Source organism: Thalassotalea sp. LPB0316, assembly GCF_014898095.1.
Lineage (GTDB): Bacteria > Pseudomonadota > Gammaproteobacteria > Enterobacterales > Alteromonadaceae > Thalassotalea_G.
Window position 1 is genome coordinate 363,375 of record NZ_CP062946.1, and the last position, 23,014, is coordinate 386,388.

Sequence of the window (23,014 nt, forward strand, 5' to 3'; positions counted from 1 at the left end):
TTGAATTTTTGATATAAAAAAACGGAGCGTTCGCTCCGTTTTTACTTTAAGAACTTTGCTATGAGATAGTTTTAGTGGCTATCTGCGGTGATTCCATCGAAACATCTTTGACCTGTTCTTTTTTCTTCCGACGGTTAATCAAGTTTTTAATATCTTCAATGATAAGATAAAGTGATGGGATCATCACTAATGTCACAACAGTCGCAAACAACACACCGAAACCAAGTGATACAGCCATAGGAATCACCATCTTAGCTTGCATACTTGTTTCCAACATAATTGGCACCAAGCCAATAAACGTTGTGAACGAGGTTAGCATAATTGCGCGAAAACGCTTACAACCAGACCAAACAACAGCGTCATAAAGTGACGTGCCTTGTGCTCTAGTCTTATTGACGTAGTCCACCATAACTAGCGAGTCATTAATAACAACACCTGCTGCCGCTATAATGCCGAACATTGATAATACGTTTAGATCTAAGCCCAAAATCATATGACCAATCATCGCGCCAACAATACCAAATGGGATCACCGTCATAATCATTAATGGTTGCGAATATGATTTCAATGGGATTGCCAACAAGGTAAAAATAACCAGTAAGGACAAAACAAAGTCACGTAATTGTTTTGCTTGGCCTTCCATCTCTTCCTGAATACGACCAGAGACTTCGCTTTTTACGAGTGGATACTTGCGCAATAATTCTGGTACAAAGTTTTCGCGAATATCCTGAGCTACTTTGTATGGCTCAACCTGTTCAGCATCAACCTTAGCCCAAACATTAATCGTGCGATTACCGTTTTCACGACGAATACTGGTAACACCGTCCGTTAACACGATATCAGCAAGTTGTGACAGCGGCAGCTCTGCACCGTTCGGCGCTTGGATCATTACGTCTTCAACATGGCCAACCGCACTGCGTTGTGCTAGCGGGTAACGGATCATCACTTTAACTTCTTCACTATCGCGTAAGATACGTTGAGCTTCAAGCCCGTAAAAGCTATAGCTAACTTGCGATGCGATATCAGACAACGTTAACCCCATTGAGTATGCTAAAGGTTTTAAGGTGAACTGTACTTCTTTAGCACTGGTTTGGCGGCTATCGTTAACATCACCAACACCTTTTAGGCTATTTAACTTAGCTTTTAACTCTTTAGCAGCAGCAAGTAATTGCGCGTCGTTTTGACTTTCCAGTCTAAAGCCAATGTCGCCATCTTCACGATCACCACCAAACAAATTATCATCAATTCTAAATTCTTTAACACCGGGTAAAGTCGGGATCGCATTGCGCCATTTATCAGCTAATTCAAAGGTATTTAGCGGACGTAATTCAGGTTCAACTAACTTAACCATAATTCTACCGCGCGTACGACTTCTCAAACTAACATCCATATCAGAAATCATGCTTTGGCCATATTCGGCTTTAATGTCTGCATCTACTTGATATAACGTACGTTCAATCGTTAATAACGTATCTAGTGTTGCCTGCTCAGACGTATCGGTGTTCATTTGAATTTCCACTCGAGGAAAGTCATGAGGCACCTTAGGCTGACCAATAAAGCGAACAATCCCACCTTCAAACAATCCCGCAGCGATAATTAAGATACTAATAAAGAACATCATTACGCCATAACGGTACTTTAAAAATACTTTAAGCGATGGGCGGTAAACATTTTCAATCACGTGTTTCATGCCGTTATCAACGGCCTGGCGCGCTCTATCTAACGGGTTTTTCGGGTTGAACGGCTTAACTTTCATGGAAATTAAGTGAGCCGGTAGAATAAGTTTTGATTCTACTAATGAAAACAACAAACAGAAAATAACAACAAAGCCAATAGACTGGCTCCAAGCAGAGCCAGGACCATCACCTAAGACCAACGGCACAAAAGCGGCAATTGTCGTTAACACACCGAAGGTAGCCGGCATAGCAACGCGTTGAACACCACGAATAACACTTTCAGCACTGTGCCCAGATTCTTCAATTTCTGCGTGAGCACTCTCACCCATAACGATCGCGTCATCAACAACAATACCTAACACCAAGATAAAGGCGAACAAACTGGTGATGTTAATGGTCACATTGACAAACTCAAGCGGCATAACCAGTAGCGTACCCAAGAAACATACAGGCAAGCCCATCATGACCCAAAACGCCAAGCGAATACGCAAGAACAAAGCAAGCATCAAGAAAACCAATACCGCGCCACTTTTCATGTTGTCTAACATCATGTTAAGACGACCTTCAAGGTAGTAGGTAAGGTCTACCCATGGTTCAATACTGACGCCTTCAGGTAAGACTTTTTGTTTCTCTTCAACAAACTTTTTAATGACATTAGCAACCGCTGTTATATCTTGATCTTCAGCTGCACCAATAAAGAAAGTAACCGCGTTTTTACCGTTGAATTTTTGGTAGTGTAACCCCTCTTGGAAGCCATCATTTACCTTAGCCACTTCACCCAGTAGCACCTTAGTGCCGTCTTGCAGGGTAATGAGTGGGATTTGCTCAAACTCATGGCCGCGATACGCTTGGTTTTCAACGCGCAGGCTAATATAACCATTAGCACTGCGAATTTGCCCTGCAGACATATTGCGTGAGTAGCCTCGAACAGCACGGGCAACGTCTGGGAAGGTTAAATTATATTCACGTAGTTTATCTTTGCTGACCTCAATCGAGATTTCATAACCTAGTCCTGAATAAAACTCCGACACATTGATCAGTGGTAATTGTTGAATTTCATCGTGAATTTTTTTACCCAAGACTTTTAATTCGCGTGGTGATAAATCACCATACAAACTCAACCACATAACTTCTTGACGATACTTAATTCGTTCAACCGTTGGACGCTCCATACCATCTGGAAACGAAGAGATTGAATCGATTTGAGATTTTACTTCTTCCAATACAATTTGTGGGTCGTAATTGTCGTCGACACGGAAGTAACCACTTGAAAAATTGCGGTTTGAGTAAGTAATTACTCGCTCCAAACCTTGCACTGTTTCGAGTGCCTCTTCAATTTTTATCGTAATACCTTCTTCAACTTCTTGTGGTGCAGCACCAGGATATACCGCATTAAATTGAAGCCAGTTAATCTTAAATTGAGGAAACATTTGTTTGCTAATGGTATTGGCAGTGAGTAAACCGCCAATCAAGATAAATACCATTAATAAGTTTGCCGCGACACTATTGCGGGCAAACCATGCGATTAAGCCTTTTTTAGTCGGATCCATGGTTTACTCCTTGATACTCGCAATTTGGGTATCACCTGCAGACTCACTTTCTTCATCAAGTAAGTGCTTAGGAAGCGCAAGCTGCATACCATCAACCGGGTAATCAAGAGCAGAGGTAATTAACTGATCGCCTTGATGCAAGCCACCGGAGATAATGACATCTGGACCTTCTTGTCGAACAATATCAACCGGTACATATCGCAACTTCATTTCGGCATCCAAAATAGCGACTTTGTTATCAACCACTAAATAACGAGGAATTGCGGTAGCGGCGGCGACTTCCATACCTAAAATATCTGCTGTTACATAAGCGCCAAACCGAATCGGCTTATCATTGTGTGCTAAACCATAGGGATCTTTAATTTGAGCGACTAAATAACTCATGCGAGAGTTGGCATCAATAACGCCTTCACTACGAGCAATTGTTGCTTGCCAAGTACGTTTTTTACCCGCGTAATTACCTGATAAAATGACCTTTGCTTGTTCACCGCCGTCAATTAAAAACTCTAGTTGGCTGTCAGCAACAGGTAAACGCACTTCAGCAATATCGGTACCGAGTAATTTACCTATCTTGCGGCCCGTCGAAACATAAGCCCCTAAGCCAATTTCACGGCTTTCGATCATCGCATCGTATGGTGCTTTTATTTCTGTGCGCTCTAAATTGCGTTGTGCTCTGAGTACGCTAGCTTGTGCTGCTTTTACTCGCGCTAACTCCTTGGCTAATTGCGGTTTACGCAAGCTTAGTTCAGTTGGCATGGTGTCGGTAATACGCTTCCATTCTTGTTCAGCAACCTTACCTTGAGCGACTTCTTGCTCCAATGCTGCTTTAGCATTGGCTAAATTAGCATCTGCTTCAATTAAGGCTGCTTGGTAATCACTGGCGTCAATTTTTGCAAGGACCTGATCTTTGCGAACAAAGCCACCTTTCACAAAGACATCAGATAACTCAACAATTTGTCCAGAAACTTGAGCAACGAGTTCGGTTTCATATTTAGGCATGACGACACCATAAGAGTCTACGCTGAGCTGCTTAGGTTCAACGTTGATTGGTGTTACAGAAACGATTGGCGTGTTGTCTACTTTAGGTTTTTCTTCCGGTGGCTTCTTCATACTAGCAAAAGCGCCGAATAGCCCGATGCCCGTCAAGAGCACAACAATGGGTACTATGATTTGTTTTTTCCGTGTCACGATGAATTCCTCAATTTCCAAACGATAGTGACTTATGGTTACCAGTTTACGTTAATCTTCGTAACCAAGTGTCAATAATATGTAAACAACTATTACAATAGGTATGCCGAATTGACCAAAAAGTTTAAAGCACGGTTAAAAAAAATTTAAACCTATAAATATCAAAAACTTATTTACCAACCTGGAAGGTAAGTGACGTGCAAAACAATCTGACTGGTATTTTTCGTAAAATTTTATGTTGGTTATTTTTACCAATAGTTAGTGATAAGAATTATTTATTGAGAAAAACAAAAACTAGTCGAATGGTCAAAAACAGGTTATAGATAAAGGCGAGTAGTAATAAGAGAAATACCTATGCTAGCTAAAATCAAATCGTTTTTTGAACAACTCAATACGGTAGCACAAGATACCGAGACAACATCGATATCATTAGAGCTCGCATGCGCAGTATTACTGTGTGAAGTGATGCGCGCAGACCATCAAGTTGATACCACAGAAGAGCAAGCGATTAAACAAATGCTTCAGCAACATTTTCACTTGAATATTGAACAAGTTGATGACGTGATGTGCCAAGCATTAAGCCACAGTGACGAAGCCAATGATCTCTACTTCTTCACTTCTAAAATTAATAAACAGTGTGACATCAATCAAAAAATTCACATCGTAGAATTACTTTGGCAGCTCGCCTATGCTGACGGAGAAGTCGCCAGTATCGAACACCATATCATTCGTAAGATCGCTGACTTATTGCATTTGCGCCACCACGAATACATCAGTGCAAAAACCAACGCATTAACCACCAAATAAACTGAGCTGAGGTTAAATAATTCAACGAGTAGCCTTATTTTGAGGTAAAATACGCTTTTTACTAAAGCAGAGCTTTTTATATGGCACAGATTGGCACATTTAATCAACTAGAGGTCATCGACTTAATCGCCCACGGCGCTATTTTAAATGGTGACGACAAAGGAGAGATCCTGCTACCCAATCGTTATGTACCAAAAGATTGTGCCATCGGTGATACGCTCGATGTCTTTATTTACGCTGATTCACAAGATAGGCTTGTTGCTACAACCCAAAAGCCAAAAGCTCAAAGTGGTGAATTTGCTAGTTTAAAAGTTGTCCAGACGAATAAAATTGGCGCCTTTCTAGATTGGGGGCTGCCAAAAGATCTGTTAGTGCCGTTTAACAATCAACAGCGTCCGATGGAAGTAGGTAAAAATTATTTAGTTCGCGTCTTTAATGATGAGCGCACTGAGCGAATTGTCGCTTCAAGTAAACTCGATAAGTTTCTCGACATATGGCCGGCCGAATATCAAAGTGGTGAGCAAGTCGATTTAATTATTGCTGGCAAAACCGATCTAGGCTTTAAAGCAATAATCAATCACCAACACTGGGGGTTAATTTTCCACAGTGATATTTTCAAACCATTGCGCACGGGGCAAAAATTAACAGGTTATATTAAACAAGTCAGAGATGATGGTCGTATTGATCTCGCCTTGTCTCGTGCCGGTAAAGGTAAGGTTATCGATTTTCAACAGCAGTTATTAGCATATTTAATTGAACACGATGGCTTTTGTGATATCCACGATAAGAGTTCGCCAGCGTTAATTCAAAAGACATTTGGCGTAAGTAAAAAAGCTTTCAAGGCCACCGTAGGTCATTTGTTAAAACAAGGAAAAATAACTATTGAGCCAAATGGCATTCGGTTAAAATCGTAGTTTTGACTAAAAACAGTAAAAAGGCGCCAAATTGGCGCCTTTGTTATATTTAGGGGTCTCTAGCTAGAAACTACCGCGAACACCTAATACAAAGTTACGACCAGGCAGTGGTGCAACTTCTTTCAAGAATGACGAGTGAACTCGCGCTTCTTCATCGAGTAAGTTTTCACCTTTGGCAAACAGCACTAAATCATTACCATAACCTTCGAGATAGTAATTTACATTAAGATCAACTAACGTGTAACCGCTTGTTGTCGTCTCAAATTCACCAACATTATCTTGATCAAAATAGCGTGTTATCGACAGTCGGCTGTCGAATCGGTCTTGTTGATAATCAAACACTAAACCTGTCCGCATTGGTGGAATACGAGGTAAGTATTTACCTTGAACGTTATCGTCAAATGTCGCGTGGATATAATCGGCAAATACGCTTGTTTTTAACGCGTCATTTACTTTATAAATAAACTCCGACTCAAATCCCTTCAACGTGACATCAGCTTGGCGATATGCATAAATCGGTAACCCTTCACCATGCTCTTCATCTTGAATAGCTCCTTCTTCGTGATGATCATGGCCACCATCAGCATATAAGCCAGTATTTTCTAAGTAATAATAGTTATCTATTTGGTTGTAAAAGCCTGAAATAACAAAGCCGAAGTCGCCTTCAAATTTACGCCATGTCAGATCGATATTTTTGGCTGTTTCAACTTTAGGCTTAACACCATTTAGCTCAATATCAACATGATCGCCGTGCATTTCAACATCGTAAATTGCGCCCACTTCATAAGTACTTGTCCCGATATGAGGACCGTTTGCATACAACTCACCCGCTGATGGTGCACGTTGTGAGAGCGACATCGATAAACCCAAATTATAGCCTTGCTGATAATCCCAAACGAAGCCAACAGATGCGCTTAACGGTGTAAAATCGAAGTTTGGAATATCAGATAAATCCGTCGATTTAATATCAACACTTTCAACACGGGCACCTAATTGTAGTAAGACATCATCGCGCAAATGCTTTTCTTCTAGCCAAGCCAATGCTAATGAAGTCGTCTTTGACGGGGCGGTAAACGCCTCTTCACCAATCGCTTCAAAGTCTGATGATTTGTAATGTAGGGTCCATGCCCCCTTAAAGCCATTAATTTCATGGTGATGAAGATCAACACGTGCTTCATAAGCTTCGTTTTTGAAGGTAGTTCCTACTTCACCATCTTCTATCTCAACGTGTTGATAGTCGGTGTAGGCAAACTTTGCTGCCATGCGATTAATAAAGCTTTCATCAAAAGTCAACTCAGACAATACTTGAAAACGCGTTTGCTTCATATCAGCAAAAACAGATTCTTCTTCGTGTTCGTCGTGACCATCATCATGATCGTCATCGTGATCATCGCTGTGATCATCGTGATCATCATCGCCATGACCATGACCAGGAATACCATAGGTATTGTTCATTTTACCGTAAGAAAAACCAACAAAACCATTATCTAATAAATAACTAGAGCCAATAGTAAAGCCATCGGCTTTTGAAGAACTGCCTTCAAGTACGCCCTCTTCGGTTGGAATCTCGTAATCATCAGTATCGCGAATATAACCATCGGCGTGGAATGCAAAGTTGCCTGTGCCAGTATTGAAGTTAAATGACCCTTCATTACCATCAGACACACTGTTATAGGCATAGCGATAATCAAATTGCGTATCGGTTGAGGTTGGTACACGGGTATCAACAACGTTTACCACACCACCGATAGCACCACTACCATAGAATAAAGTAGCAGGGCCTCGCAATACTTCTACCTGTGTCGCTGTTGCTGTTTCGGTAGAGACAACATGATCTGGACCAACACGCGACACATCGCCAACGTCGAGACCATTTTGGGTAATTAACACACGAGGGCCGTCTAACCCGCGAATAATTGGACTACTAGAATTAGGGCCGAAGTAAGTCGAATGAATACCCACTTCGTGTTTAAGTGTTTCACCTAATGTCGCGGCCTGCTTCAATGCTAACTCATCACCAGCTAAGACATTGATAGGTAAGGCAGATTCAATTGTTGAACCGTGTAGTGGTGTGGCATACACATCGATAACCTCCATTACAGAAGGTGATAATGTCACATTTAAATCGGTAATACCTTGCTCACCAACGGTAACTTTTTGTGTCACGTGACTATATGAATCTGCTGATACATGGATTTCAGATTGACCAAGCTTTACTGCATCAAATGTAAACACACCTGATTGATCAGAGACAACAACGGTAGATTTGTTGAGCTTGATCGTGGCATCTGCCACAGGTTTACCTTTGTTATCAACAACTTTGCCAGAAATTGTGTTTGCCAATGTCGGCATTGCTAATGTTGATAAAATTGCAGCTGATAGTACTGAGCGTGACCACTGTGGGCACGAAGAAAATACAGAGCGCATAGCCCTTCTCCTATAAAATAAAATTAAAAAAACGCGTTGATGATTGGTCTTTTTATTTTATGGGTGGAGCTCTTAGCGGGGCGTGCAGATAAAACTGCTGCGCAAAGGTTTCGATGAATAGATACGGCGTTACTCGATAAGCAGCAGCAAAACTTACGCTAGGTATTTGTAGTGATTTTTCGGGAACATCGCCATAAACATGACAAACATTACAGTCTATCTCAACGAGTGGACCGTCGATCTTGCTAAGATGCATGCTGTGAGTAACATTAGCCCACAGCAACGCGAAAACAACACACAAGAGTATGCTGTATACATTTTTCGGTTGACGAGTATTTGTATGAGCTAGATGAGAGCGCATAAACCTACTTTAAAAATGGGACTAACTAACAGCGTGATAATATATCAAAAGTTACCATTAGAAAATACTCGCTTCACAATTTGTTACAACAACCTTTACACTAATTCAAAATACTTGCTGAACACTTTATACAACTCTGTACCTTGATTAACGCTCGCTGACGCGAAATGTAAAATAGGAATCACATCGTGATCTAGACTGATATAATGCAGTGCATCACCGTCGCCGTAATTATCCATTCGCAATATGCGTGCAAGTGGTTGGCCTGCCCTAAGCACCTGACCAAAATCAGCTAAATAGTCGACCATCCCGCCCATTGGTGAGTAAAACGCTTTGTAATCTTTCAAATAACAACCATAACGCGTGATATTCGATGGCACAAACTCGCTCGTATCAATAACTTTTTTGTACTGCAAGTAACTCAAAATACTGCGTGCATCTTGCTCTGCGACATCTAAATCGATCAGCTCTTGTGAACCAAGCTCAACGGTAAAGCTCTCTCGTTCAAGTTGATAAGCTATGCCTTTAGTTGCAAGCTGTTTCGACAACGACCACCAAGGGCAAAAAGTAGCTTCATCCATAGCACCATCAAAGCCATCTGGAATTAAAATCGTATGCTCAATGTCAAAATAACTAGCACTTGCTTTAGCGTATTCAGGACAATACAAATGCTTAGATGAGATGGGCCCGGTGTGCAAATCAAGTACGAGATCGGCTTGATGAGCCATTTTTTGCAGTTGATAGGCAATGCGCTGACCGGTTGTTAAACCGTATTGGTTGTGTTCGAGTTTTTGTTCAATATTACCAACCAATAACTGTTGAAATTGTTGATCGATCTCAGCTTGTGGTTGATTTGTTAAGTGATCAACAAAGTCAGTAATTTGCGCTTGGTTGTAATGATACATCCGATTCCAGTTAACGCCGGTTATTGGATCAAAACGCCCTAACGTGTACTCCCCATTTTTGTGATTTGCACCTACTGGGTTGGCATATGGAACTAGAGTAATATCACCTAAAACCGGCAACGTTTTTAATAGCTCTAATAATTGATAAATAACAGCATTACCTTGTACTTCGGCGCCGTGCATATTCGCCTGAATATAAACACTTGGTCCCTCACCTCGCCCCTTAATGCTATAAACAGGCACAGTCAATTTTGCACCAGAGGCCATTTCACCCATTGAAAGTACTGTTTTATTGATTGTTGTCATTAATTTACCTCAAATACCAAGTTGGCGACTGCGGCTCGCGAACTAATTCAAATGTTAAATTTTCAAAGACATATTCAGCGGCTATGTCATGGCATAAAAAGAACGGCATACTTTCGGTAAAACCGTAAGCACCACATAAACCGAAGAGCAATGCATCGCCAACCGCTACGTCATTTGGCAAGGCAAATATGCCCAGCTTATCCATACTCGTACACAACGGACCATGCACGTGATAGTTTTCACTTACTTGATTGGACGTTCGCAACATTCGCGCAGGAAACGGCTGACTAGTGATCGCAGGACGCAATAAATGGTTGATACCACCGGCAAGGATTAATTGCTGCTCACCAGCATTGAGCTTTTTATCAACGATTGGTGCGACGTAGTAACCAGCTTGAGCAACGGCATAACGACCGAGCTCTAGCCAAATTTCTTTTACCTGCGCTTTGGCTTTGATTTCAGCTAGATCTCGCATCGCCATTGACCAATCAATTGCTTGGCCGGTTTGCAGGTAATCAATGCCCAAACCGCCACCTAAATCGAGAATCTCGAGTTCGAAGCCCAAATCCTCAGCTAAACCAACCAAAGGTTCAATCATTTGTGACCACAAACTAAACATTTTGGCATTACTGAGCATATTGCCCCATTGGAAAATATGGATGCCACAAATGTTAAGTGCAGGAAAATCACTAAGCTTGATCGTTTGCCATTGTTCAAGGTTTAGACCAAAAGGGGTTAGCTCATTACCACCTAACGGGTTTTTCTCACCTTCTGGCCACTGTAATTGGACCCTCAGCAAGACTGTTGGAGTAATTTTATTGTCCTGTGCAAGCTCATTAAGCCAGGCTAATTGATTGATGCTTTCGACGACAAAAGTATTTACCCCTTTATCGATAAATCGCTGCAACTGGCGTTTAGATTTAGCTGGCCCAGTATTTAAAATATTTTTCGCACTAACCCCTTGCGCTAACACTTGCTCAAGCTCGCCGTCACTTGCCACATCAAAACAAAACCCTTGTTGAGCAATCGTTTGAATCACCCTAGATAATGGGTTTGCTTTTACCGCAAACCACAATTTGACAACATCTTGTTGCTGCAAGTTTGCTAAGTGCAGCCTGAGCTTATCGAGGTGATAGATAAAATAACCGTGTTCACTCGAAAAATGGTTGTGATGATCTTCAATCGCTCGAATAAATTCTGGGGCAATAATATGGGGTAACTGGCTCACTTGATTCATCGTCTTACCTCAACAGAGATTCAAGCTCTAGTGCTGCATCACTTTGCTCATCGCGATACTTAACAATCAAAGCACAACTCATTTGTAAGCCTTGCGCTTGTCCCCATGCACTTGATACCGGTCGAGAACCTTGGACAACAATCGCATTTTCAGGAATAGGTGCGCCGCGCTCAAGCTGATATTCATGAACACAATCATATACTGGCATAGAGGCGGTTAGGTTTACGCCTGGCGCTAATACCGCACCTTGCTTAACAACACGTCCTTCAACAACCACGACACCGGCCCCTAAAAACGCGTTATCTTCAATGATCACTGGGTTAGCGCCAATTGGCTCAAGGACACCACCGATTTGAACTGCGGCACTCAAATGCACGTTTTTACCAATTTGTGCACACGAGCCAACAAGTGCGTGACTATCAACCATAGTGCCAGAATCGACAAATGCACCAATATTAATATAAGCAGGAGGCATAATAATCACGCCACTGGCAACGTATGCCCCCGCCCTAACTGAACTACCACCCGGCACCATTCTGACACCTCGTTCGGGCGTAAAAGCTTGGGTAGGTAAATTGTGCTTATCGACAAAACCTTGGTAAGGTGATGAAAAACTTGTGTTTTCGCCCGCTTTAAAGACTTCTAATATAGCTTGCTTAACTTGCGTATTAGCATGCCATTGACCTTGTTCATCTTGATATGCGGCACGCACAGTGCCTTGTTCTAATTGTGATAGCGTTTCTTGCCAATTCATTGGATAACCTTATGTTTAAAAACTGATACAGCAAAACAAGAAGGTTTTAAGCCGCCTTGAACTTACTGCAAATTAAAGCTCAAGGCATGTGATATGACAGGTGCGATATAGCCCCTGAAGATATGACATAAACCAGAAGCTCTCCACCAGATACGGTGACAATTGTCAGGATTCAACCTAAACAACCGACAACATGCTCATCAAATAGCAGGTCGTCTCGGCATTAATCCCCCTCACTACCCGTCGTTGGAGTTTGATCTCCTCGAAGTAGCTACCTGGTTAATGCTCCTCTTCTGACTTTGTTTTCACTAGGCTAATATGCGTTATGCTAGCCTAGCGAACAAAAGACGCGGTATTTAAGCACGTTTAACCTCGCTTTGGCAAGCTATAGCTTGTTCAATCAGCCTCGACCAACGTGAGACTAACCGCGAATGCGCTACCAAGCTTCCACCCGTCTGCAACCACAGGTCTTGATAACACATATTTCTGACTTCGCGTTAGCCAATATTTAAGTGACTATGGCATAATAGTGCTTTGTCACTATTGCCGATGTGCGGATAATCATGTCTGTTGCGAATACCAGTCAACTATTACTCAAGAACCTCTCGTTACTCAAAGCGACTAAGCCGCTATTTATCAATCTTCCGGCAGATGCTTTTATTGATGAATACAAGCGTGAATATCCACATGCTCAATTGAGTTTTTTCAACAGCCATTACGGCGAATATCTAGCCCATCAAGCCAAACAACACCCGTGTCAATTTTCTCATTACTACCAAGCTAATGAGATCCACGACCTGATTATTATCGCGTTCCCGAAAAGTAAAGCTGAGCTTGGTTACACACTCGCCATGCTAAATGAGGTCACCGACCAAAATACGATAATTTATTTTGTTGGCGAGAAAAACTCGGGCGTAAAATCGGTAGAGAAGCTCGCTAAAAACTACCTTCACGGCTGTCAGAAAGATGATGCAGCCCGTCACTGCTTATTATTTAGTGGTTGCTACAAAGCGCAGGCCAAGCCATTTGATGTTGACGAATGGTTTGTTCAATATCCGCTTGATATCAAAGGTAAAACTATCCAAATATATGCGCTACCAGGGGTTTTTAGCCAAGAGCGTCTCGATGTTGGCACTAAACTATTACTCGAGTACTTGCCGGATTACACCGGGAAAAAAGTCTTAGATTTTGGCTGCGGTGCTGGTGTTATCGGCGCTTATATAGCATCGAGTTACCCATCAAGTACACTTGCGCTAGCTGATGTAAGTGCACTAGCCTTAGCCTCTGCCAAACAGACTTTTGCTGCCAATCAACTAAAAGGGAAGTTTATTGCCACTGATAGCATGTCAAATATCACTGATTTATTTGATGCTGTCATTTCAAATCCACCATTTCATCAAGGGCTGAAAACCCATTACCAAGCAACCGAGCGTTTCTTGAGTGAAATAGCCAAGCACATCAAAGTCAAAGGCTCCTTAACCATAGTCGCTAACAGCTTTCTAAAGTACCAACCGATCATCGCCAGTAAATTTATTAGCGTTGAACAAGCGGTTAAGGCCAATGGTTTTACGGTTTATCACGCAATTCGTTAAAAAAACATGATAAATATCAAACGATCGTATAAGTTTAATAGGTTGGATATATAAAAACGAATAGTGACAAATGACGAAAAATAATATTTCAATCTCGCGACAGATTTTTTGGTCTACCACTGGCCTCGTCTTCGTTTTACTCATGAGCACACTAGCTTTTGCGAGTTATTGGTATATCAATCATCACAAATTCCAACTTGCCAAATCTTTTGAGTCTATCGCCAATATCATTGGCGAGCGCAGTGTAGACTTTTTAGTCGCTAATCAAGGGGAAGAACTCACTCAAGACTTAAAGCGACTGGATAGCCTTGCAACTGTTGATCAGATATTCATTTTCAAAGTAAACGCTCAAACGAATACTGACACCATATTCAGCCGTTACAAAAAATTTAAAGACGCGCCTACTTTCAAAGTGAATTTAGAAGAAATCAAAAAACTCACCAAAACGACATTTCAAGGCGACACGATTGAATACGCCAAACCTATTTATTTAAATGAAAACTTGCTTGGCTACGTCTATCTCCATGGCAATATTAGCGATGTAACAATCACAAACCGCAATATCATGTTGATGCTGGCTGTGTTAGTTTTTTTATCAGTTGTTACCAGCCTCATTGTCGGCTTTTTATTATTGAAAAAAATTCGCCGCCCGTTATCAGTAATTTCAGACTCGATAATCGACGTTACTCAGAAAAAAGATTACAGCCAAAAATGCCCCACACAACCATTTGCCGAAGCACAAATACTGACTAACAACCTCAATTTATTATATGAGCGCACCGATAAACTGATTAAAAAACACATTGGTAACGCCAAACAACTAAAAGAGCAAAACCAAGAATTAGAAAACAAAGTGGTCAGCCGAACCGATGCGCTAAAAGAGTCGAACAGCGAACTACTCTCTACCTTAGAACAGCTTCACCAATATCAAGAGCAACTGGTTGAAAATGAGAAAATGGCCTCGCTCGGCGATTTAGTTGCAGGGGTTGCTCATGAGGTAAACACCCCGATCGGATTAGGTGTAACGGCTTCAACCTTAATGATCGACAAGCTAGAAGGCTTGAAGGCTGAATTTAAGAATAAAACCTTAAAGCCAAGTCAGCTAGATAAATACATCGAAGAAAGTGAAGAAAATTTACAAATCATCATTCGCAACTTAGACAGAGCAGCTAACTTGATTTCAAGTTTCAAACAAGTCGCAGTAGACCAAAGTGTTGAAGATGAGCGCGATTTTAACATGAAGCAATTAATCGACGATGTCTTTCTAACACTGACGCCAAAAATCAAGAACTATCAATATCAATTAGCTGTTACCTGTGACGAAAACTTGATGATCAGAAGTAAGCCAAGCCCGATTACCCAGGTCCTCATCAACTTGATCATTAATAGTTTTATTCATGGCTTTGAAAACATCGATAACGGCCAAATCACGATAATTGTCCGAGCAAGCGATGACCGTTTAACCATTACCTATAGCGACGACGGCAATGGCGTAAAGCCAGAAATGCAAGATAAAATATTTGAACCATTTTCAACCACTAAACGAGGTGAAGGGGGCTCTGGTTTGGGTATGCATTTGGTTTACAATCTTGTTACACAGGCACTTAAAGGAACCATTCAACTCGACACGACCCAAGAAAAAGGTGCAACATTTATTATTGACTTCCCTATCGAATTATTAACAAAAACCGAATAGAATAGCGACCAATAGTTAATAGCACGCTAAATACTGTCGTTAAATTTTTCCTATTATTTACAATTGAATTCAAAAGATTACATAAACAAACATAATAAAAAATTTACATAGTTTATAATTTAGTCAAATTTTAGATAGTCTCGCTATCATTACCTGTACATAAAGGGAAGCACTGATATGCAAAACAACCACATTTTAATTGTTGAAGACGAAGACGTAACTCGCTTCAACTTGCGTAATCTTTTTGAAGCTGAAGGCTATAGTGTATCTGAAGCCATTGACGGTGACACCATGGAACAAGCGCTAAAAGCGAATCCAGTAAGCTTAGTGATCATGGATATTAATTTGCCCGGTAAGAATGGTTTATTACTAGCTCGCGAGCTCACTAACAATCCAGATTTAGGTTTAATTTTCTTAACGGGTCGCGATTCAGATATCGACAAGATTTTAGGCTTAGAAATTGGCGCTGACGATTACCTAACTAAACCATTTAATCCTCGTGAATTAACAATTCGCGCACGTAATATCTTAAACCGTATTACACAATCTAAGAAAGAACCAGACAACGCGATAATTACTTTTAATGGTTGGCACTTAGATGGCAACTCACGCAAGATGACATCACCACAAGGCGACGTTATTTCAGTACCACGTGGCGAATACCGCGCGTTGCGTTTGTTAATCGCTAACGCAGGTCAAATTGTTACTCGCGCAGAGCTTATTAAAGAAATGACAGGCCGCGAATTGCGCTCCAATGATAGAACGGTTGATGTCACCATTCGTCGTTTGCGTAAGCATTTTGAAGCCGATACTGATGCACCTGAGTTGATCAATACTATTCACGGTGAAGGTTATCGATTTGTCGGACAAGTAGGCGAGTAGTCCTAACCGATATAAGGACAACAGTTAATGGCTCCTCACACTAATGTGTGTCGAGCCATTTTTTAAATGTTTCAATTGATGCTTCATTTAGCGCCAGCATTTCTTTAACGAAGGCTTGCTTTTCATCACTTGGTGCTTGTGAGTGCTCTATTTCTACCATGTAAGCATGCATTTGCAATAAGCCGACACTACTTGCAGCCCCTTTAAACTTGTGGCATCTCTCATGCCAATCTTGCTGAGACCCATCGGGTAAGGTTGCCGCTATTTCATTGATATAAATAACTGACTGCTCTTTATAGAGACCAAACATCTGCTCAACGATGTTTTTCCCCAAGCTTTCGATATAACCACTCAATAAAGTTTCATCAATTAAAGGTTTATTTGCCACAATTTATACTCTTTACAACTATTAATGATATTTTGTTGAAGCATTATGCCATAAATAGATGAAATAACACCTAATGATGTGAAGATAAGTTCACATCATTTAGTACTCTACTTATAACAGGTAATACAAACGTTATTATACAAGTAATAACGAAGAAAGTTATCAGCAACTAACATCAAGGTAAGTGTCTTTAGTTAGGACTGTATACTTCTGTCTACAATAAAAACAGTATCTATTTGCCGATACGCCCTATCATGATTGCATTTCGCTGTTTTTTCATTCAGAATAGCCGACCTTTTTAGTCAAGTTTTCCAACTAGCGGACAGTTTCGCCATGAAATAGTTGAAATAGTACTAAAGAAATCTCGTGTTTTCGGGTAAAATATGCGCCCTTAAATAAACACTGTGAATATTTCGCGCTTGTATTTTTTATTGGAGAAGTAATGCCAACATCAATGCCTGATATTGCTAATCAATCTAAAGCTCAAACTGAAGGGACTTTAGACTGGGTAGGTATGAGCAATATTGAAATGCCGATCATGATCGCATCTAAAGGTGAAACGCAACGTATGTGTTCAGCACACGTTGACGCATTTGTGAATCTAAAAGATCCGAAAGCCAAAGGCATTCATATGTCGCGCTTATATTTACTTCTCGATCAGCTATCGAGCGAAAATGTCCTCAATTACCAAACATTAGTTACCTTACTTGATGGCTTTATTTCAAGCCACCAAGATCTTAGCGACAATGCAAAAGTACAATTTGCCTTTGATTATCATTTACGCCGAAAATCACTAATGAGCGGTAAACTGGGTTGGAAAGCCTACCCAACGACGATTACCGGCCGCTTAAACCAAGGTAAACTCGATATCGAGCTGGCGATTGATGTTCGTTATTCTTCTACTTGCCCATGTTCAGCAGCCTTAGCTCGTCAACTGATACAGCAAGCATTCAAAGAAAACTTTACCGGTGATCAAGTTAACTTAGAAGCCGTGCACGAGTGGTTGGGCACGACTGAAGGTGTTGTGGCAACACCGCACAGCCAGCGCTCAGTCGCCGAAGTCAAAGTTAAGTTGAATCCATCAGTAAGTGAATTTCCAATCACTGATTTAGTTAACTTAATTGAAGATGCACTTCAAACCCCAGTACAAGCCGCAGTAAAACGTGAAGACGAACAAGAGTTCGCTCGCTTAAACGGTCAAAACTTGATGTTTTGTGAAGACGCTGCTCGTCGATTACAGCACGCGATGTTACAAGCTAATGAATATGACGATTTCTGGTTAAAAATAAACCACTTAGAGTCACTTCACGCACATGACGCGGTCAGTGTTACCACAAAAGGCATAGCAGGCGGCTACCAACCGTAAGTTTTCATCTCGAAAAAAAAAGGCCTATTTTGTCATAACAAAATAGGCCTTTTTTTTCGTTCGATAACGAGTAACGCCAACTCAGCCAACTTTAAATTAATACTTTCTCGCCATTAAAAAAGACACCAATCGGGTTTGAGCACGCACCACGCCTCAAGCATAAATATACAAAATACCGAGAATAAATTAACATAATTCCTTTCCTATCAACACTGAAAGTAAATTACACATAATTAACTCACACACAGAAAAAAGTGAAAAAATCTCACTATAGCTCGCTACATTCGCAATTTATTTATATTTCAGACCGTTTTACTCTAATAAAACTGTAATAAAACTACGAGCAAATACTCTATTTTAATTGACGAATGTTGAATAACTCGTTAATGTTAAAAGTTCCTCTAGCGTAAAAGCAGGGTAAATATGCATAATTATCATAAAAATATTCTTCAATATGCATCCTGCTTGGCTATGGTGATTTTTTAGGAGAGAAGAGATGATGCTTTATGATCCACAAATGCAAAAAGATAATTGTGGTTTTGGTTTAATTGCCCACCTTGAAGGTGAGGCGAGCCATAAGCTCATAAAAACTGCCATTACTGGCCTTGATAGAATGCAACATCGCGGCGGTATTGCTGCTGATGGTAAAACAGGTGATGGTTGTGGTCTTCTGATCCAAAAACCTGATAGTTTTTTCCAGTCTATTGCCGCTGAGAACAACTGGAATTTAGGCAAAAAATACGGTGTAGGGATGATCTTCTTAAACCCAGATCCCGTCGTTGCTGAACAAACCAAAGCGATATTAGAAGAAGAGCTGACCAGAGAAACCTTATCATTAGTCGGGTGGCGAGAAGTACCGACCGATAGTGATTGCTTAGGGGAAATCGCCGCATCTAACCAACCGCGCATTGAGCAAGTATTTGTTAACGCGCCACCGGGTTGGCGCAACAAAGATCTTGAACGCCGTTTATATATGGCACGTCGTCGTGCCGAAAAACGCATTGAAGATAACGTATTTTATATTGCCAGCTTAAGTTGCTTAGTCACCGTCTATAAAGGCTTAATGATGCCGGCTGACTTGCCTAATTTTTATTTAGACTTGGCCGACATCCGCATGCAGAGCGCGATTTGCGTTTTCCACCAACGTTTTTCAACCAACACTTCTCCACAATGGCAACTCGCTCAGCCATTTAGATATTTAGCTCATAATGGTGAGATCAATACCATTCGCGGTAACCGTCAATGGAGTCGCGCTCGAACATATCGCTTCCAATCGCCATTATTACCCGATTTACGTGACGCAGCACCCTTTGTTAATGAATCCGGCTCTGATTCATCATCACTCGATAACATGCTAGAGCTATTCTTAGCCGGTGGTATGGATTTGTTCCGCGCCATGCGTTTATTAATGCCGCCGGCATGGCAAAACAATCCGTGCATGGATGACGATCTTAAAGCATTCTACGAGTTTAACTCTATGCATATGGAGCCTTGGGATGGTCCTGCTGGTGTGGTAATGACAAACGGCCGCCACGTTGCTTGTAACCTTGACCGAAACGGCTTGCGCCCAGCTCGTTATGTGATTACGAGAAACGGTTTCATTACGTTAGCTTCAGAAGTTGGGATTTGGGATTACGGCGAAGATGAAGTATTGAAAAAAGGTCGTGTAGGACCGGGAGAAATGCTTGCTGTCGACACCTATACTGGCAAAATTTTTGATTCACACAGTATCGATAACGACTTAAAAGTTCGCCACCCCTATCGCGAATGGCTTGATAAAAACATCCGTCGACTGGTGCCATTCCATCAAATGGAAGCCTCACTTATTGGCCAACGCATTTTCTCAGATGAGCAAATAGCCCAATATCACAAGCTATTCAATTACAGTTACGAAGAAATTCAACAAGTGGTTAAAACCCTTGCTGAAAATGGCCAAGAAGCCACCGGTTCGATGGGTGACGACACGCCTATGGCTGTTTTGTCGTCAAAGCCGCGTTCGCTCTACGACTATTTCCGACAACAGTTTGCACAAGTAACCAACCCGCCAATCGATCCACTTAGAGAGCGCTATGTGATGTCATTGGCAACCTGTGTTGGTCGCGAGCACAACGTATTTAACGAAACGACTGGCCATGCCGATCGCATTATTTTCGACACCCCCATTTTAATGTATACCGGCTTAAAGCAATTACGAGAACTTGATCCTAAGCATTATCGCTCAGATACGCTAACGCTTAACTACGATCCTGAAGAAGGCTTAGAAAATGCAATTCGCCGCTTGTGTGATGAAGCAGAAGAACTCGTCAGAGATAAAAATACCGTTATTCTTGTGTTATCAGATCGCCAAGTGCACCAAGGTTTATTACCGATCCCTGCGGCAATGGCTGTTGGCGCGGTGCAAAAACGCTTAGTCGATGCCCAACTTCGTTGTGACTCGAACATTATTGTGGAAACAGCTTCCGCTCGTGATTCACACCAATTTGCGGTGTTACTTGGCCTAGGTGCAACAGCGGTCTATCCGTTTTTAGCCTATGAAACCATTGAACAGATGTGTGAGAAAGGCCATATCGACCTGCCTGCGCGCGACGCATTAATTAATTATCGCAACGGTATCAACAAAGGTCTGTTGAAAATATTATCTAAGATGGGGATTTCAACCATTGCCAGTTACCGTTGTGCTGGCTTATTTGAAATCATTGGCTTACATGAAAACGTGATGAAGCTGTGCTTCCCTGATTTGCCAAGTCGTATTCAAGGCGCTGACTTTAGTGATATCGAGCAAGACAACTTTAACTTAGCGCGCAAAGCGTTTTTACCACACCAAAAAATTAATCACGGCGGGCTATTAAAATATGTTCACGGTGGTGAGTACCACGCCTACAACCCAAATGTCGTAAGTTACTTACAAGAAGCCGTGCGTTCAGGTGATTATGCGAAATATCAACAATTCGCTAAAGAGGTTAACGAACGCCCAGTCGCTATGTTGCGTGATTTATTGGCCTTCAAACAAAATACTCAGGCTATTGATATCGACAAGGTAGAAGCTGACACTGAACTATACAAACGCTTTGACTCTGCAGCCATGTCAATTGGCGCTCTGAGTCCAGAAGCCCATGAAGCATTAGCGATTGCCATGAACCGCTTAGGTGGTTTTTCTAATTCAGGTGAAGGTGGTGAAGACGAACGCCGCTTTGGCACCGTTAAAAATTCACGAATCAAGCAGATCGCTTCTGGCCGCTTTGGTGTTACGCCGCATTACTTAGTCAATGCCGATGTCTTACAAATTAAAGTCGCTCAAGGTGCTAAGCCGGGTGAAGGTGGTCAGTTACCAGGCGACAAAGTTACCCCGTTAATTGCCAAATTGCGTTTTTCGGTGCCGGGCGTGACGTTAATTTCGCCACCGCCGCACCACGACATCTACTCAATTGAGGACTTAGCTCAATTGATTTTCGATTTAAAACAAGTGAATCCGAAAGCAGTTATTTCGGTCAAACTTGTTTCGGGTCCTGGCGTTGGCACAATCGCCTCAGGTGTAGCGAAAGCTTACGCCGATTTTATCACTATTTCAGGTTACGACGGTGGTACTGGCGCAAGTCCGTTAACCTCAGTTAAGTACGCCGGTTGTCCTTGGGAATTAGGCCTAGCCGAAGCTCATCAGTCATTGGTTGAAAATGGCTTACGCCACAAAGTGCGCTTGCAAGTTGATGGCGGTCTTAAAACCGGAGCGGATATTGTTAAAGCAGCCATTTTAGGTGCTGAAAGCTTTGGTTTCGGTACTGCGCCTATGGTTACGCTAGGTTGTAAGTTTCTGCGTATTTGTCATCTAAATAACTGTGCAACCGGTGTAGCAACACAAGATGAAGTGCTTCGCGAGCAATTTTTCAAAGGCCTACCAGAACAAGTGATGAACTACTTCAAGTTTGTCGCCCAAGATGTCCGAGAAATTCTTGCTCAGCTTGGTGTTGAGAGCTTGACGGCAATTATAGGTCGCGTCGATTTACTTGAGCCATTAAAAGGTATTAGTGCCAAACAACAAAAGCTCGACTTATCACCGATTATTGCACCGGTTGTTGCCGGTAGTCACACTGCCTTGCATCAAACTGAAGTTAATACGCCATTCGATGAAGGGAAGCTTAACCAACAATTAGTCGAATTAACTCGTGATGCTGTCGCCCATAGTACAGGTGGCGAATATCGCTTGAATATCGCCAACACCGATCGCTCGGTAGGCGCAGCTCTCTCAGGTGAAATTGCTCGTCAACACGGCGATCAAGGCATGGCAGCAAGTCCAATAAAAATTCATTTACAAGGCACAGCAGGCCAAAGTTTTGGTGTCTGGAATGCCGGTGGATTGCACATGACCCTAACCGGAGATGCTAACGATTATGTTGGTAAAGGTATGACGGGTGGCCAGTTAGTGATCAAGCCACCCAAAGGCGTGGAATATCAGTCTAATCAAGCCATGATCATGGGTAATACCTGTTTATACGGTGCAACCGGCGGCAAGTTATTCGCTTGTGGCCGCGCTGGTGAGCGCTTCGCTGTTCGCAACTCAGGTGCTCAAGCAGTCGTTGAAGGTGCAGGCGATCACGCTTGTGAATATATGACCGGTGGTATCGTGACGGTTTTAGGTAAGGTCGGTCTTAACTTCGGTGCAGGTATGACCGGCGGTTTTGCCTATATTCTCGATCAAGATGATGATTTAGCTATTCGCTTAAATACTGAGTCAATCGAAATGGTCGATATGAGTGATTTAGTGATCCATCAAGAGCATTTACGCGGCATTATCAACCAACACGTTGAAGAAACGGGTAGTCTGCACGCACAAGAAATATTAGCCAACTTTGATGAGTATGCGAGTAAGTTTAAGTTAATTAAACCAACCTCTGCAGATATCAAGTCACTCCTTGGTCATCGCAGTCGCAGCTCTGCAGAGCTTCGTGTTCAAGCGCAATAACAATTGGT

14 protein-coding genes and 1 riboswitch are annotated in these 23,014 nt (G+C 41.8%); of the genes, 7 read left to right on the top strand and 7 right to left on the bottom strand.

The window, feature by feature from the left end; genetic code table 11:
- Positions 1-58: 58 nt before the first annotated feature.
- Positions 59-3,226: an efflux RND transporter permease subunit gene (locus LP316_RS01620; protein WP_193022364.1), complete on the bottom strand. Its 3,168-nt coding sequence runs from the start codon at positions 3,224-3,226 to the stop codon at positions 59-61.
- A gap of 3 nt (positions 3,227-3,229) precedes the next feature.
- Positions 3,230-4,414, bottom strand: coding sequence for an efflux RND transporter periplasmic adaptor subunit (locus LP316_RS01625; protein WP_193022365.1), 1,185 nt, complete (start codon positions 4,412-4,414; stop codon positions 3,230-3,232).
- Positions 4,415-4,768: 354 nt separating this feature from the next.
- Between LP316_RS01625 and LP316_RS01630 the strand changes: the two genes are divergently transcribed.
- Positions 4,769-5,221 (top strand): TerB family tellurite resistance protein, encoded by a 453-nt coding sequence (locus LP316_RS01630; RefSeq protein WP_193022366.1) that lies wholly within the window; start codon positions 4,769-4,771, stop codon positions 5,219-5,221.
- Between the two features lie 80 nt (positions 5,222-5,301).
- Positions 5,302-6,135, top strand: coding sequence for a S1 RNA-binding domain-containing protein (locus LP316_RS01635; protein ID WP_193022367.1), 834 nt, complete (start codon positions 5,302-5,304; stop codon positions 6,133-6,135).
- 63 nt (positions 6,136-6,198) lie between these two features.
- Here the strand turns inward: LP316_RS01635 and LP316_RS01640 are convergent, their stop codons facing one another.
- From LP316_RS01640 to LP316_RS01655, 4 genes are all read right to left on the bottom strand, one after another.
- Positions 6,199-8,562 (bottom strand): TonB-dependent receptor, encoded by a 2,364-nt coding sequence (locus LP316_RS01640; protein ID WP_226960781.1) that lies wholly within the window; start codon positions 8,560-8,562, stop codon positions 6,199-6,201.
- A gap of 456 nt (positions 8,563-9,018) precedes the next feature.
- Positions 9,019-10,134 carry a succinylglutamate desuccinylase/aspartoacylase family protein gene (locus LP316_RS01645; protein WP_193022368.1) on the bottom strand — a complete coding sequence of 372 codons (1,116 nt, stop codon included), beginning with the start codon at positions 10,132-10,134 and terminating at the stop codon, positions 9,019-9,021.
- A 4-nt stretch (positions 10,135-10,138) separates the two neighbouring features.
- Positions 10,139-11,371, bottom strand: coding sequence for a PLP-dependent decarboxylase (locus LP316_RS01650; RefSeq protein WP_193022369.1), 1,233 nt, complete (start codon positions 11,369-11,371; stop codon positions 10,139-10,141).
- A gap of 4 nt (positions 11,372-11,375) precedes the next feature.
- Positions 11,376-12,125: a 2,3,4,5-tetrahydropyridine-2,6-dicarboxylate N-succinyltransferase gene (locus LP316_RS01655; protein WP_193022370.1), complete on the bottom strand. Its 750-nt coding sequence runs from the start codon at positions 12,123-12,125 to the stop codon at positions 11,376-11,378.
- Positions 12,126-12,253: 128 nt separating this feature from the next.
- Positions 12,254-12,426, bottom strand: a riboswitch (Lysine riboswitch).
- A gap of 262 nt (positions 12,427-12,688) precedes the next feature.
- On the opposite strand from LP316_RS01655, the gene LP316_RS01660 reads away from it, so the two are divergent.
- From LP316_RS01660 to arcA, 3 genes are all read left to right on the top strand, one after another.
- Positions 12,689-13,717, top strand: coding sequence for a class I SAM-dependent methyltransferase (locus LP316_RS01660; RefSeq protein ID WP_193022371.1), 1,029 nt, complete (start codon positions 12,689-12,691; stop codon positions 13,715-13,717).
- Between the two features lie 142 nt (positions 13,718-13,859).
- Entirely contained in the window at positions 13,860-15,413 is a 1,554-nt protein-coding gene (locus LP316_RS01665; RefSeq protein WP_193022372.1) for a sensor histidine kinase, read from the top strand.
- A 177-nt stretch (positions 15,414-15,590) separates the two neighbouring features.
- Complete coding sequence (gene arcA / locus LP316_RS01670; protein ID WP_193022373.1) at positions 15,591-16,295, top strand: two-component system response regulator ArcA; 705 nt, start codon at positions 15,591-15,593, stop codon at positions 16,293-16,295.
- 40 nt (positions 16,296-16,335) lie between these two features.
- On the opposite strand, the gene LP316_RS01675 is transcribed toward arcA, so the two are convergent.
- Positions 16,336-16,683, bottom strand: coding sequence for an Hpt domain-containing protein (locus LP316_RS01675; RefSeq protein WP_193022374.1), 348 nt, complete (start codon positions 16,681-16,683; stop codon positions 16,336-16,338).
- 442 nt (positions 16,684-17,125) lie between these two features.
- Here LP316_RS01675 and folE2 point away from each other — a divergent pair, with 442 nt between their 5' ends.
- Both folE2 and gltB read left to right on the top strand, forming a co-directional pair.
- A complete protein-coding gene (gene folE2 / locus LP316_RS01680; RefSeq protein ID WP_193022375.1) occupies positions 17,126-18,049 on the top strand; it encodes a GTP cyclohydrolase FolE2 in 924 nt (307 codons plus the stop codon).
- A gap of 496 nt (positions 18,050-18,545) precedes the next feature.
- Positions 18,546-23,006, top strand: coding sequence for a glutamate synthase large subunit (gene gltB, locus LP316_RS01685; RefSeq protein ID WP_193022376.1), 4,461 nt, complete (start codon positions 18,546-18,548; stop codon positions 23,004-23,006).
- Positions 23,007-23,014 lie beyond the last annotated feature (8 nt).